Origin of the sequence: Gillisia lutea (assembly GCF_021568705.1) — a bacterium.
Lineage (GTDB): Bacteria > Bacteroidota > Bacteroidia > Flavobacteriales > Flavobacteriaceae > Gillisia > Gillisia lutea.
In genome coordinates this window covers 229,372-243,373 of sequence record NZ_JAKGTH010000008.1, presented here as the reverse complement: position 1 = coordinate 243,373, position 14,002 = coordinate 229,372, and the positions used below count along the sequence as shown (strand labels likewise).

10 protein-coding genes and 3 tRNA genes are annotated in these 14,002 nt (G+C 35.5%); 3 read left to right on the top strand and 10 right to left on the bottom strand.

The window, feature by feature from the left end; translation table 11 throughout:
* The 3 genes from L1I30_RS08260 to L1I30_RS08250 are packed head-to-tail and all read right to left on the bottom strand — an operon-like array spanning window position 1 to window position 3,811.
* Window positions 1-897: a M14 family metallopeptidase gene (locus L1I30_RS08260; protein ID WP_236133803.1), complete on the bottom strand. Its 897-nt coding sequence runs from the start codon at window positions 895-897 to the stop codon at window positions 1-3.
* 14 nt (window positions 898-911) lie between these two features.
* On the bottom strand, window positions 912-1,961 hold the full coding sequence (locus tag L1I30_RS08255) for a glutathione synthetase (protein WP_236133802.1): 1,050 nt from the start codon (window positions 1,959-1,961) through the stop codon (window positions 912-914).
* Window positions 1,958-3,811, bottom strand: coding sequence for a peptidase MATCAP family protein (locus L1I30_RS08250; protein WP_236133801.1), 1,854 nt, complete (start codon window positions 3,809-3,811; stop codon window positions 1,958-1,960). The genes L1I30_RS08255 and L1I30_RS08250 overlap by 4 nt, the downstream gene beginning before the upstream one ends.
* Window positions 3,812-4,403: 592 nt before the next feature.
* On the opposite strand from L1I30_RS08250, the gene L1I30_RS08245 reads away from it, so the two are divergent.
* Together L1I30_RS08245 and L1I30_RS08240 are read left to right on the top strand one after the other, a co-directional pair.
* Window positions 4,404-7,130, top strand: a complete 2,727-nt coding sequence (locus L1I30_RS08245; protein WP_236133800.1) for a PAS domain-containing protein — start codon at window positions 4,404-4,406, stop codon at window positions 7,128-7,130.
* Window positions 7,120-7,554 carry a response regulator gene (locus L1I30_RS08240; protein ID WP_236133799.1) on the top strand — a complete coding sequence of 145 codons (435 nt, stop codon included), beginning with the start codon at window positions 7,120-7,122 and terminating at the stop codon, window positions 7,552-7,554. Before L1I30_RS08245 ends, L1I30_RS08240 begins: the two co-directional genes overlap by 11 nt.
* 82 nt (window positions 7,555-7,636) lie before the next feature.
* Here L1I30_RS08240 and L1I30_RS08235 read toward each other — a convergent pair.
* The 7 genes from L1I30_RS08235 to L1I30_RS08205 all read right to left on the bottom strand — a co-directional run bounded on the left by L1I30_RS08235 (window position 7,637) and on the right by L1I30_RS08205 (window position 12,373).
* A tRNA-Arg gene (locus tag L1I30_RS08235) sits at window positions 7,637-7,710 on the bottom strand.
* 188 nt (window positions 7,711-7,898) lie between these two features.
* Entirely contained in the window at window positions 7,899-8,552 is a 654-nt protein-coding gene (gene deoC, locus L1I30_RS08230) for a deoxyribose-phosphate aldolase (RefSeq protein ID WP_236133798.1), read from the bottom strand.
* A gap of 27 nt (window positions 8,553-8,579) precedes the next feature.
* The gene (locus L1I30_RS08225) at window positions 8,580-10,148 is read right to left on the bottom strand and encodes a GMC oxidoreductase (protein WP_236133797.1); all 1,569 of its coding nucleotides are present in this window, start codon (window positions 10,146-10,148) and stop codon (window positions 8,580-8,582) included.
* Between the two features lie 45 nt (window positions 10,149-10,193).
* Entirely contained in the window at window positions 10,194-10,571 is a 378-nt protein-coding gene (locus L1I30_RS08220) for a hypothetical protein (protein ID WP_236133796.1), read from the bottom strand.
* Between the two features lie 234 nt (window positions 10,572-10,805).
* Window positions 10,806-10,880, bottom strand: a tRNA-Pro gene (locus L1I30_RS08215).
* A gap of 10 nt (window positions 10,881-10,890) precedes the next feature.
* Window positions 10,891-10,975, bottom strand: a tRNA-Ser gene (locus L1I30_RS08210).
* A 141-nt stretch (window positions 10,976-11,116) separates the two neighbouring features.
* Entirely contained in the window at window positions 11,117-12,373 is a 1,257-nt protein-coding gene (locus L1I30_RS08205; protein WP_236133795.1) for an NAD(P)/FAD-dependent oxidoreductase, read from the bottom strand.
* Between the two features lie 95 nt (window positions 12,374-12,468).
* Between L1I30_RS08205 and flxA the strand changes: the two genes are divergently transcribed.
* Complete coding sequence (gene flxA, locus L1I30_RS08200; RefSeq protein WP_236133794.1) at window positions 12,469-14,001, top strand: flexirubin biosynthesis tyrosine ammonia-lyase FlxA; 1,533 nt, start codon at window positions 12,469-12,471, stop codon at window positions 13,999-14,001.
* The last annotated feature ends 1 nt before the right edge of the window (window position 14,002 follow it).

Sequence of the window (14,002 nt, the reverse complement as noted above, 5' to 3'; positions counted from 1 at the left end):
TTAATCAACTTCCTGGATTACAAAAAAGCCATCATTTCCCTGAGATTGATAGAGGGGCATAAATATTCTGGCATTCCAGTCACTGGTAATTTCTTTACCGTTTTGAATAGCAAGTAATTCCCCTTTTTTGATTTCCTGGAAATTTTTGTATCCCGGTTGCATCATGAAGATATCTGTTTCCTCCAAGCCATGCCGGTATATTATTTTGAATGTTTTTTGATCTGGAGCATTCTTCTTTGAAAAGTTCTCAATACATTCTGGATATCCGGGAATGGCCTTTAATTCTAAATTACAAGCCTCCTTTAAGGCTAACCAAATTATACCTTCATGATTTTCTTCAGAAGTGAGACTTTCATGTTGTCCTGCCTCAAAAGTGAAACCTGTTATTCCAATTCTGCTTAAGTAATGATCTATTGCTCCATAAACGATATCGCTAAACCCTTGAACGATATAGGTAGGAAATTTGTGAGCCCATTCATTATTGTCATTTACCAATTGCACAGAAACATATGGTAAACTATCGGAAGAAGTAGTATGGCAATCCATAAAATAACGATGGGTGAACTCATCTTCAGGAAAATCTTTGAGAATAGCGATAATCTCTTCCATTTCCTTTTGTTCACTACTCTCGGTCTTTTTATTCGATATATTATCTTCTGTCCAGGTTCTATTTAAATCTTCATCTATGTACCGCACATTTTTTTGTAATGCGTTAGTATTCCCTTTCACGCCCACAATTGTTCCCCTTATGGTAGGTTTTACGACTTCTAACTGTCTAAAAACTTTTTTTAAAGCATTTACTCCTGAAGGCTCATTTCCATGCACACCTGCTGTAATAAATAATAATGGTCCTTTTTCTCCACGGGTATAGGTTCCTATAATTCTGGAATTATTCATTATTAGTTTTTTTGTTAAACCATTGTCGCCAATTCTCTATTTGAGATTTTATTGCCGTACAAACGTTTATATTCAACTTTCTTTTCAATAGATTCTACGATAACATCACTAAAATTAGGTAAGCCAATGTCTTGGAAGTGATCTAAACCTCCAGGACTTAATACATTTATCTCTATCAATTTATCTTTAACGATATCCAACCCTACAAAGAATAACCCGTCTCTAATAAGTTTTGGCGCAGTGATTTCTACAATCTTTTTCATTGCATCGGTGAGCGGACTATTATCTGCAGAAGCTCCTTGAGAAAAATTGCTTCTAAATTCCCCTTCGCCACTCACTCTTCTTATAATTCCATAAGTACCATCTTTTTCCATTACTCTCCCGTTCATGAGTAATACCCGAATATCTCCATCTTTTACCGCAGGTAAGAATTCTTGAGCGATAACATAACCTTGTGCAATTATATTATCTATAATTTGATTCAGGTTCTTTTCGTTTTTATCTATTAGATATACGTCTCTTCCTCCAGAACCTTCTAAAGGTTTAAGCACCATTTTCTTTTTATGCTTTTCAAAGAAATCCAGAATATCTTCCTTTTTCCGAGTAATCAAAGAAGCGGGTTTGATATCACTTGGTAATTCTTCAAAATACAGTTTATCAATAAAAGCGTTGGATAGAGCATAGGCATCATTTAGAACTAGAACGCCTTCTTGTTGTATCATTCTTCCAAAAGCTACTCCTGCTTGTTCTGCCCATTGTCTGGAAGAGCCTTCCTCGGTAGGGTTATTTCGTATAAAAAGCACATCCAGATCTTTTGCAACAATGGTGGTATGCTTTGCTTTTTCTCCCTGTAACAGCTCTAAATACTCCTCGGGACTCTTCGGCTCATCTTTTTTAGATAAATAGGTGCTGTTAATACTTATCGCTTCGTCATGGCGAAAATTGAAATCTCCAACTCCCATCATAAATACCTCGTGCTTTCTTTTAAAAGCTTCATACATGATATGAACTGTGGTGCCACAGGTTTCTGTGTCTACACCATTAACTACAAAACATATTTTCATTTGGTTATCATTTGTGAGAGAGGCATGCCCTCTCTAATTTTACTTAATTTCTGGTTATAATCGTCTAATTCAAGATATCTGGGTTTTATCTTGGGAGTATTTAAAATTTTCCGCTCGGTAAGTTCTTCAATAATTTTTAAGTGGTTTAATGCATATTTTCCCGCTAACAACGGCTCTAGTTGCCCACCATCTTTCATGTACTTTATAACATGTACCAATCCTTTCAGGTAGATAATATCTTTAATAAATCCGCCGCCCTGTAATACTCTGGAAGTAATATTAAATGCTCGTTCCCTGGAAAAATTATAATCTTTCAATAACATTCTGAAAACTTCTTGAAAAGTTGCTCCTTCCAGTACAGCCGCACCAGCCTTTACTCGGCCAGCCAGAACTCTTAACCGGTTTCCTGTGAGACCGCCTATAAGATATTCAGATAACACCGCTATGCCTTCCTGAAGTGGGTCGTAATCGGCTAGCCCAACTGCCAGTTGGCTAAGGGGTTGTTGTTTTCCATTGTAATAGGTTAGGGCATGAGTGCCTATTTCGTGTTGTATTAGAGCCTTGGCACTTGTTAGGGATAATTTATAATCTGCTGGCACATACAATTCCCCTTGAGAGACCATCATTATATTTACATCTTCACGAATATGAACCTTACTGGTGAAGTTAGCATCCTGAGATTTAAAGTATTCAAATTCCTTTCGTGCAAGTGCACAAAATTCTTTAGCATCAATCAAAACTGAAGCATCTTCCTCAAGACTTTCTGGAACCTGTTCTAATATTTGTTGTGCTTCATACTTTAAATTATCATCTACTCTCTGATAGAGTCGAATGCTGTTATAAAAGAAATCTTTGGTTCCTCTTTCGTTTAGCATACTAATTTGAATATCCAGTTCTCTGCGTTTCTCATTATATAAGTGAGAGAGGGCAGGATCATCTATTTCGTCTATTCTTAAATTAAAAAGTTTTCGTTTTAACAAATCAGGATCAATTGGTAGTAATCGATAATGATACTCTGGAAGTTTAGTGAAATTGCTTTCAAAAAAAGTTTCTCTCATTTGCCGGATGTTTACCGGGGACACTAATAGCAGAAATTGATAAGAAGATTCTATTTCAGTGAGTTGTTTATCAATTTTGAAAACTTCATCATGTACGTTTCGTTTTCCCAAAGCGGTATAACTGAGTATGCCTGATGAGGTTTGTACTCTTATAAAATCGTATACCCCTTTTTGGATCACACGAGAGAAATGATCTCGAAATTGCCTGAAGAAAACTGGATATAAATGGTTTTCTTCACTTTTATAAACTGGAGGAACTTCAATTCCAATAAGCAGTCCTCCAGAGTTTTTCAATCTTGTTAGATCCAATAAAGCTTTTTCATTTTCTGCCTGCCTATTTTTTGTTTCCTTAATATTTGCATTCAAGTTCAGTCCATATTTATGACTGGGAATTGAATTGAATTCTTTTTGAAATATTTGAAGGGTACTTTCTGTTTTTTGTAACGGACCTTTTATAATGAAGTTATTACTTTGTGGTGGACCGCTGTAAATTTCCAATAGCAGGAAGGATTTATAGATAGCTGAAAGATAGTCGGTTAAGTTATAGATCAGTTCAGCAGTACTTTCCACTTCTTCTAAACCAATAATTAAGTAAGAACCGGCACTTTTTACTAGCCTCATCGTTCCTGGGTCACTCTCTTTTTTCTTCCGGTATATGAGAAGGAAAGGAAGGTCATTCTCTAGATGTAAAAAACCTTCACCCGGCAGGCTACACATCACCCTATTAGTTTCCTTTAAAGTTGTTAAAATTTGCTTAATAAGTTTCGTATTATTTGAAGCAGTTACGGGCATTTATGTTTATTTTTTTCAGAAGAAATAATTTAAGATGAAATCGTTTTTTTAATTTTAAAACACTAAATATCAGAACAGTATATCTAAATAAAATAAAGAGCAAAAATGTTTTGATATTCAACAACTCTTATAAATTTATAAATATTGATGATGCCAGATACTCATTTAAAGTCTTTTGGGATATTTTTAGGATAACTAGAAAAACTTAGCTTTTTGGTAAGCTAGGAGATTTTAATTAAAAAATCTCCTTTATAAAAGAAGCTTTAGGAAGGTGCTGCGAGTATTAACTGGAAGATACAGCTCTATATTTTATGTAGGAATTGTAAAACTGAAACTATAGGAAAAGTCAAGAACCATATTTTCCTTATTTTAAGAATTGAGATATTGTTGGTTATGGCAACTTATATTAGGAAAGTTCTAATTTTTTCAATGAAAATTGTTAAAAATTGGATAAATAGCTTAATTTAATTTATTAATTTGTGTGATATCTATATATTAATAATGACACACCTTAAATTTTATAAATGTAAAAATCCAACTGTTCCTGGAATATAGCCTTTTGGAGTTAAAATATTGATACAAAGTAAATTATATGATAAAAGATCATTCAATTTTTAGGAACTTACCAATGCCCTGTTTGCTGGTAGAGCCCAAAAATGGTGTTTTCATAATAAAAGATGCTAATACTGCTTATTGTCAAGTAACTCAGAAGGATATTGAAGCCATTGTAGACAAGACGATACCTAGTATTATAAAAGACGATGCAAATTATATTGAAACCAATTGGAAGCGTGTTCACGATGAGCTAACTCAAATTGTAGAGTCTGGTGTAAAACCAGAAAAATTTATAATAAGATACGACCCCTTAGATTCCTCATTAAATCAGATAAATGAAAAATATTGGGAAGTAGAATTTGTAGCCTTCGGAAGTCCCGTAGAAGAGATCATTATTTTTTATCATGATAAAACGGTGGAGGTTCTAAAGGAAAGAGAAAGACTTAGAATGCAAACCCAACTCGATGAGAATTTAAATGAACGAAAACACTTTGTAGAATCTAATCCTAATGGGCTTTATTCTTTAGATAAGAACGGCAGGTTTTTAAGTGTAAATGAAGGCTTGGCGAATATTACACAAACTCCCGAAGAGGAGTTGTTAAATATGGATTTCCTTCCTTTTTGTACTCCCTATTATAAAGATCAGATACTATCTTATTTCGAAAAAGCACTGTCTGGTGAAAATCAGATATTTGAAGCCGATTTCATTTCTGCCAAAGGCAGAGTGATGGTTTTAGAAATTTCAATTGTTCCAATTAGGGTACAGGGAGAAATTACCGGGGTATATGGAATTGCTCGGGATCTTACCAGTTTAAGAAATTCAGAAAAAGTGATTATAGAGAAGAGCAATTATTTAAAGTTTAATGGTGCAATTCTACGCTTCTTAGTAGACCATGATCTTAATTCTGAAATTTTACAGGATATATTCCCTCAAATTGCTAAAACAGTTCAGGCAGATAGAATGTATTATTTTGGTCACCGTCTGGAAACACAATCAGGTGAAATTTTAATTAATAAAATCGTTGAATGGTCAGACGAGGGAAGTTTTTTAAATAATAATTTTCCTACCATACAAAGTCTTTCATTGGATGAAATGCGGGAAATACTGGGAGAATTAATACCTGGAGAAGAATATACTGCAATTACCAGCGAACTGCCAGATGGAAAGCTCAAGAATATTTTTACAAATCAAAATGTAAAATCGATCTTAATAATTCCCATTTTTTTAAATGATCAGATCTATGGATATATCGGTTTTGACGACTGTACAAAAGAGCGAAAATGGACGGAGGACGAAAAAACTTTTCTTAAAAACTTAGCACAGAATATAACCACTTTCGTAGAAAAAAAGCTCGCTGAAATCACCATTAAAAAACAGGAGGAAGAGCTTATTAGAAGTGTGAAAAAGTTTAAAACGCTCGTTCAGGAAGGATCCGATTTTATAAGTATTCTTGAGTTAAGTGGAGTCTTAACATTTGTAAGTGATACCCATGCATCTATTTTGGGGATTCCAGAGAAAGAACTGTTAGGTAATAATTTTATGAAGTTCGTGTATCCGGAAGATCAAGAGCGTACATTTATTGAGTACTCTAAAATTAGTTACAAGCAAAAGGTCCATATTGAACCCTTTAGATTTAAAGATGGTTTTGGTAAATGGCGCTGGATAGAAACCACTTTAACAAATTTAATAAACGACCCTAATGTGAATGGGATTGTAGCTAATTCTAAAGAGGTTACCGAAATTATTGAGCGTAACCGTGAAATTAAGGAGTTGAATGAACGCTACAGGTTGGCAGCGTACGCCACCGATAACCTTATGTATGACTGGAATCTTGAAAATGATGAAGCTGTTAGGTTTTACAATGGAAATGAAAAGCTATTTGGACATACTCCCGAGGAAATAGATAAGCGAGAATTCTGGAGAAACCACGTGCATCCTGAAGAACTGGAAGCATTAAGTGTTCAGCTTAAAGAAACCTTGGAAGATCCGGGTAAGAACTTGATAAAAACCAAATATAGATTTAGAAGAGCAGATGGCTCGTATGCCCATTTAATTGACCGTGCATATATCTTGAGGGATCTTCAAGGAAAGGCCACTCGCTTAATAGGCGCCACCAGTGATATTTCTGAAATAGTTGATAAAAAGAATGCATTAAGGCTGGCCAATAAAAGGTTTAGGTATGCTGTGAAAGCCACACAGGAGATGATATGGGATTGGGATCTCCTCAACGACCATATTGTACGAAGTAAATCATCTAAAAAATTGTATGGCTACGAGTTGACTAAAACATCATCAATAAATGATTTATGGCTTTCTAAGATAATGGATGAAGATAGAGATCAGGTGATTAAATCATTGAAAGCAGCCATAGATAATAAGAAATTGAGGAAATGGAAGGAAGAGTATAGACTAATTAAATCGAATGGTGAGGTAGCATTTTTAATAGATCGTGGTTATATTGTGAGAGACAGTACAGGGAAAGCAATACGTATGATAGGTGCTGTGCTGGATGTAACCGAATCTCGCCGTCTTATAAAAGAAATAAACAAACAGAACAAAGTTTTAAAACAAGTAGCCTGGGATCAAGCCCATGTAGTTAGGGGACCCCTAACACGGTTAAAAAGCCTGTTAATGCTATTGGAAGAAGAGTCTTATGAAGAGTGGAGCAGGGAGGAGCTTCTTAATCTTATAAATGATGCAGCAGACGAACTTGATAAAATAGTGATCAATATAATTAATAAAGCAGAAGAAATTGGCATATAATTTACAAGCAACTGAAAATTTAGATGTTATAATTGTTGAAGATGATCCAATAGTTTCCAAGATCCATAAGTTTAGCTTTGGAAAAATTGTTTCTAACGACTTGAAAACCTTTGAAAATGGATTAGAAGCTATCAATTACTTAAATAAAGAAATGGATAGTAACCGCAAAGTGTTGGTGCTTCTGGATATAAATATGCCTGTAATGGACGGGTGGGAGTTTTTAGAACTTAGCCAAGTACATACATATTCAAAAAATATTTTTGTAGTAATGGTCACTTCTTCCTTATTTCAGGAAGATTTTAATAAGGCTAAGAAATATGACCAGATTATTGGCTACTACATTAAGCCCTTAAAAAAGGAACAAATACAAGAATTACTCGATCTAAGAGAAGTACGGCCATTTATACAATATAAAACAGTTTAGTAAAATTGAATACTTATCCAATTAATTGGTAAAGGGTATAAAACAGAAAACCCTTCAAAACAATCGTTTCAAAGGGTTTCAGTGATCGCGCCAGGATTCGAACCTGGGACCGCCTGCTTAGAAGGCAGGTGCTCTATCCAGCTGAGCTACGCGACCGTTTTTGCGGTTGCAAATATACATCTCTTTAACATTAAAACAAGCTTTTTATGGCTGAATTTTAATATTTTTTTCATGATAAAAGCTAAGTGCTTAAAATTCAGTAGTTATTGATTTTATTTTTTTTTTCAACTTTTTTCAAAGGAGATATGTCTAATCATTTTTTGAGAATTTATTAGGTGTTTGCATTACGAGGATCTATTGCTCTCCATAAGTTGTATGCCAGAGCTGGTTCCTAATCTTGTAACACCCAAATCTAAATATTCTTTGGCTTGGTGTAACGTCTTTATTCCCCCGCTGGCTTTAATCTGTAATCGATCTCCAACTTGATGCTTCATTAACCTTACATCTTCCAGAGTTGCTCCACCGGTTCCAAACCCTGTAGCTGTCTTTACAAAATCTGCCTTGCCATCCATTGCTGCCTTACAGGCCAGTATTTTCTCTTCTGTGGTAAGATAACACGTTTCAATAATAACCTTTAAAACACGGCTTCCTATGGCTTTTTTAATGGCAGCGATTTCCTCACGCATCCTGTCAATCTCTCCAGATTTAAGAAAACCAATATTTATCACCATGTCAATTTCATGGGCGCCATCATTTATACATTGTTTGGCTTCTTCAATTTTAGCATTTGTACTCATAGCTCCGAGAGGAAAACCTATAACTGCTGCAATTTTTATATTGGAATCTTTTAATGCTTCTCTCGCAACATTTACATAACATCCATTCACGCAAACAGCATAAAAACTATAGGTTTTCGCCTCTTTGCAAAGTTCTTCAATATCATTTATAGTCGCCGTAGGCTTAAGCAGGGTATGATCTATATATTTATTTAACTCCATTAGTTCGTTTAGATATTAGGTTATTCTTTATTCTGTTTTATTCGGAATTTGGTCCATAGCATGTTCGGCAATTGCGGTTATTGAAAGCGATGGATTCACTCCTGGATTCGCCGATATCATCGAACCATCTATAATATACATGTTTTTATAATTAAATACCTCATTGTTTTTATTGATGACTCCTTCATTTTCATCTTTTCCCATGACGGCTCCCCCTAAAATGTGAGCCGTAGTTGGAATTCCAGTTAAGCTTTCCAAAGCAAAAGAAGTGGCTTTTCCATTTACTATTTTACCTAATTTTTTGGTAATTGCTAAAGACTCGGGAATGTCCGAAGTGGGTTTTTTGCCTTTTCCTTTCTTAGTTCTAAGAGTACCCAATCTACTTCTTTTAAAATTTAGAGTGCTATCTATAGATTGCATAAACAGCAATACCGTTGTTTTTCTTGACCAGCTTTGGAAAACGTAAATTCTTAAATATGCTATTGGCGCTTTTATTATTTGCACTAACATCTTACTAAATCGGCTTAAAATATTTTTTCCGCTAGATAAGGGAAGGTGTAGTAGCTTCCAGAAACCGGAACCTTTAGAGTAACGTACCACTTCTAGATGGCTATTTTCATCGGTATGTAAGATGCTGCCAATGGCTACACCTTGCGAGGTATCTATATCTTTTTTTAAACTAGATACACTTATAAGGGTTTCATTATTAGTGCGTATATCATGGCCTAATTTTTCTGAAAGCTTTGGAAGACTTCGCTTTTTCAGCTTAAGAAGCAATTTTACAGTCCCTAATACCCCTCCTGAAAATATTACTCCTTTGGTGTTAAATGATTTCTCTTTTGAAAAGATGTGAGTACTGGATTTTGTACGAATGCGATACCCATTGCTTCCTTTAGCATTAGAAATAGGCAATACATCTACAGCCAGAGTTTCAGCTAATATTACAGCGCCAAGTTGCTGGGCAAGGTGCAGGTAGTTTTTATCCAGGGTATTTTTAGCATTATGTCTGCATCCGGTCATGCAACCTCCACAAAAAATGCAGCCCGATCTATCAGGGCCTTTTCCTTCAAAATATGGGTCGGTTACAGTTTCTCCCTTTTTACCAAAGAATACAGCTACTTTTGGTTGTTCAAAGTAATCTTCTCTATCAATTTCTTTGGAAAGTTGCTGAAGGGCGAGATCTGCATCAAAAAGCTTAGGATTAGTAACTGCTCCCAACATTTTTAGAGCTCTAGCGTAATAGGGTTTAAGGTTACTTTCCCAATCTTTTAAATGTGCCCAGCTTCCGGTAGTGTAGAAAGAGGTTTTAGGAATTGGAAGCGTATTCGCATATACAAGAGAACCACCTCCAACTCCGGTGCCGGAAATAACTGCTATATGTCTGAAGATACTCAGTTTCATGATGCCAAAAAAACGTAACGCTGGAAGCCATAACCATTTTCTAAGATTCCAATTGGTCTTAGGGAAATCAGAATCTTTAAACCACTTTCCTTTTTCAATTACGAGGACTTTATAACCTTTTTCCGAAAGTCTTAATGCACTAACAGAGCCGCCAAAGCCACTACCTATAATTATAAAATCGAAATCATACTGCATATGGGCAAATGCTTTTATGCTATTGAAGTTTTAATTAATATAATACTACCTGCAATCGGTTCTGATAATTACAGCATCTATTCCCAGTTGTTTGATGGGGCTTGAAATAACGGCTTCTTTTTCCCGTAGAATTATTTTCACTTTAGCGGTATCAGTCAATCCTTCTTGCACAAAAATATATTTACCGGTAATAATGGTATCATTCAAAATTCCCTGAATACTTCCTTTACGCTGATCTTTGTAAGTTGGCAGCCAATTATAATATCCTTCTACGATGTTTTCAGATATTTCTAACCTTAATTCTAGTATATCTTTTTTTCCCGGCTCATTTGCTACCGAAGTCTCATTAAAAAAGCAATAAGCTTTGGTGATAATTACAGGTTCCTCAGCAGGGGGGAGGCCAATGCTATTTTCCTGCTGCAAGCTGTTGGGACTGGTTTTTACGGAATGTTTTTCTTTATTGCAGCTAAAGAAGACTATACAAAATAAGAGGTAGAGGACAACAGATTTCATTCGCAACATAACCGAAGGTATTTGTGGGGAATGAAGATACAGTTTTTTTTAAATTGAAGACTTATTAAATTATTAACCAAATCTTATTTAAAACAAAAAAGTCCTGAACATTTGTTCAGGACTTTTAAAATTTAAGTTCAATAGTCGGGGTGGCAGGATTCGAACCTGCGGCCTCCTGCTCCCAAAGCAGGCGCGATAACCGGGCTACGCTACACCCCGAAACATGTAGCGGAGAGTATGAGATTCGAACTCATGCGACAATTGCTCGTCGACAGTTTAGCAAACTGCTCCATTAACCACTCTGGCAACTCTCCGTTAATATTATGAACTTGTGCAAGTAATTTTGCGGTTGCAAATGTATGTTTTACCTACATACCATGCAAGTGTTTTATTCACTTTTTAAAGATAAAAGTATTCAACAAAAACTAAAAGCTTTGACATCAGAAATTTAACTTTTAAAATAAATTATTTTTTTTTACTTCGGGAGACTCCATATCGATGAGTCTGACAACATTTTTTAAAATTCGATCGTGTTTCTTTACAAATGGGTTAGATTCATCCCATACATATCCCGCTAAAACAGCACATATCTGTTTTTTGATCTCTGGGTTTGGATTCGGGTGAAAAATGATCTTTTGTAAATTACCTGTATACCATTCTTTTACATATGTAGAAAATACGTTAACGCCTTTTTTAATGTGATCTACATATTCTTTTTGCCAATCTACAGCCAATCCGTTTAGTTGTTTTTGCACAAGTTTAGCTGCCAACAATCCAGAAGAGGTTGCAAACGAAACTCCAGATGAAAAAACAGGGTCTAAGAATTCAGCACTATTTCCTGTAAGCACATAGCCATCCCCAAATAATTGGGTAACATTTTTTGAAATATTTTCAACCTTAACGGGAGGGAATAATATTTTCTCTTTGTCAAATCTTTTTTTGTAATAATCAAGCTTATTCAGCATCCCTTTAAATGCGCTTGAAGGGTCTTTTTCAAATTCGTCGAACCATTTATTTGGAGCGACAAAACCTAAACTGGAAACCCCATTAGAAAAAGGAATATACCAAAACCACACCTGTGTGTCTAATACCTCAAAAGTTATTTGAGTTCCTTCTTTACCCGTTGGCCGGTTAGATTCTTCAATATGCGTAAAAATTGAGGAGTGTGCTGCTATTTGCGGTTTAGCTTCTAGTTGGAGCTTTTGAGCAAGTACTCTCCCAAATCCGCTGGCATCAATAATGAAATCGGCTCCAATTTTCTTAAAATCACCCTGTTTATTTTTTATTATGGTGATAGATTTTGAAGAAGTAAATGTGATATCTACAACCTCTGCTGCAAATTCAATATCTATCCCTTTTCTTTGGGCTTCTCTTGCAAGCAACGTGTCAAAATCGGCTCTGGGTACCTGCCAGGTCCAATCCCAACCAGCTCCGTATTTATCGCTAAAATCAAACTCACCTATTTCTTTACCCTTAATAAATCGAGCTCCAAATTTTTTTTGAAATCCGTAATCCTTTATAGCATCCAAAAGTCCAGCTTCTTCCAGGTTATCCATGCACTGTGGAATGAGACTTTCGCCAATACTAAACCTTGGAAATACTGATTTTTCAACTACTTTCACCTTTATTCCCTGAGTATGAAGATATGAGGCCGAAACAATTCCGGATGGTCCGGCACCAATTATGAGCACATCTACATTTTCCTTTTTCATGCCATTTTATTTGCGGGGTAAATATAGTACATTTGTTAAGATTTTAACACCTTGCGCTCAGCGCTCCAGTCCCATTTTCACAAGCTATACCTAGTATGTTACAACTTAAAGACGCCCTCAATTTTAAGAATTTTATTCAAGTTCTTTTTGAAGGAGAAAAAATTACAATCGCTTCACCTTTACTTAAAAGAGTAGATGCAAGTTTTGAATTCCTTAAAAAATTTGCTGAAAATAAGATCATTTATGGGGTGAATACCGGGTTTGGCCCTATGGCACAATACAGGATAAAGGATAAAGACCGGATTGAGTTACAATATAATTTAATTAGAAGTCATGCTTCTGGGATGGGGAAGCCAATGGAACCTCTTTATGTTAAATCCCTTATGCTCGCCCGATTGAATACTTTGGCATTAGGAAAATCGGGTGTAAATACAACTGTTATAACTACCATGCAGGAGCTTATTAACAAGGATATCACGCCCTTAATTTATGAACATGGTGGGGTGGGAGCTTCTGGGGATTTGGTTCAACTTGCACATTTAGCGCTAATATTAATTGGGGAGGGAGAGGTTTTTTATAAAGGTGAGCGTCGTAACACATCAGAAATATTTAAATTGGAGACTATCCAGCCAATAAAGATGGAGCTAAGGGAAGGGTTGGCTTTAATTAATGGCACTTCGGCCATGACGGGTATTGGGGTGGTTAATATTTTTTATGCCGAACGTTTGCTGAATTGGTCCATTTTCTGTTCATCGGTCATCAATGAGATCGTACAGGCTTACGACGACCATTTATCGGAAGAATTAAATTCGGCCAAACTGCACCCGGGGCAGCAGGAGATCGCAAAAAAAATGCGCGAACATTTAAAGGATAGTCAGCTTACCCGAGACCGCAATGAACATTTATACAGTGAGCAACACCCGGAAAATGAATATTTCAAAGAAAAAGTACAGGAATATTATAGTTTGCGTTGTGTACCTCAAATTCTGGGTCCTGTACTAGATACTTTGCAGCATGCAAAGAATATATTGATAGAAGAGGTGAATTCAGCCAATGATAATCCTATAATTGATGCTGTAGGTAAGCAGGTATATCATGGTGGAAACTTCCATGGAGATTATATTTCATTAGAAATGGATAAAGTGAAATTGGTTGTTACAAAGCTCAGTATGCTTGCAGAAAGGCAGTTAAACTATCTATTAAATAACAAACTCAACGATATTTTGCCACCTTTTGTTAATATGGGGAAATTGGGGCTCAATTTCGGGATGCAGGGAGCGCAGTTTAGTGCAGTTTCCACTACTGCTGAAAATCAGATGCTCTCTAATTCTATGTATATACACAGTATCCCCAACAATAATGATAACCAGGATATTGTAAGTATGGGAACAAATGCTGCCAATACTACTAAAACCGTGATAGATAACGCATTTGAGGTTGTATCGGTAGAATTAATGACCATTGTTCAGGCTCTTTATCATTTAAATTTTGATCAAAAATTATCCAGTATTAGCAAAGCTAAAATTGGTGAAATAAAGAAATTTATTCCCGCTATAAAAGAAGATGTACCTCTATACCCAAAATTGAGTGAGCTTAAGGAGTATATTTTAAAAAATGAGGTCTATTAAA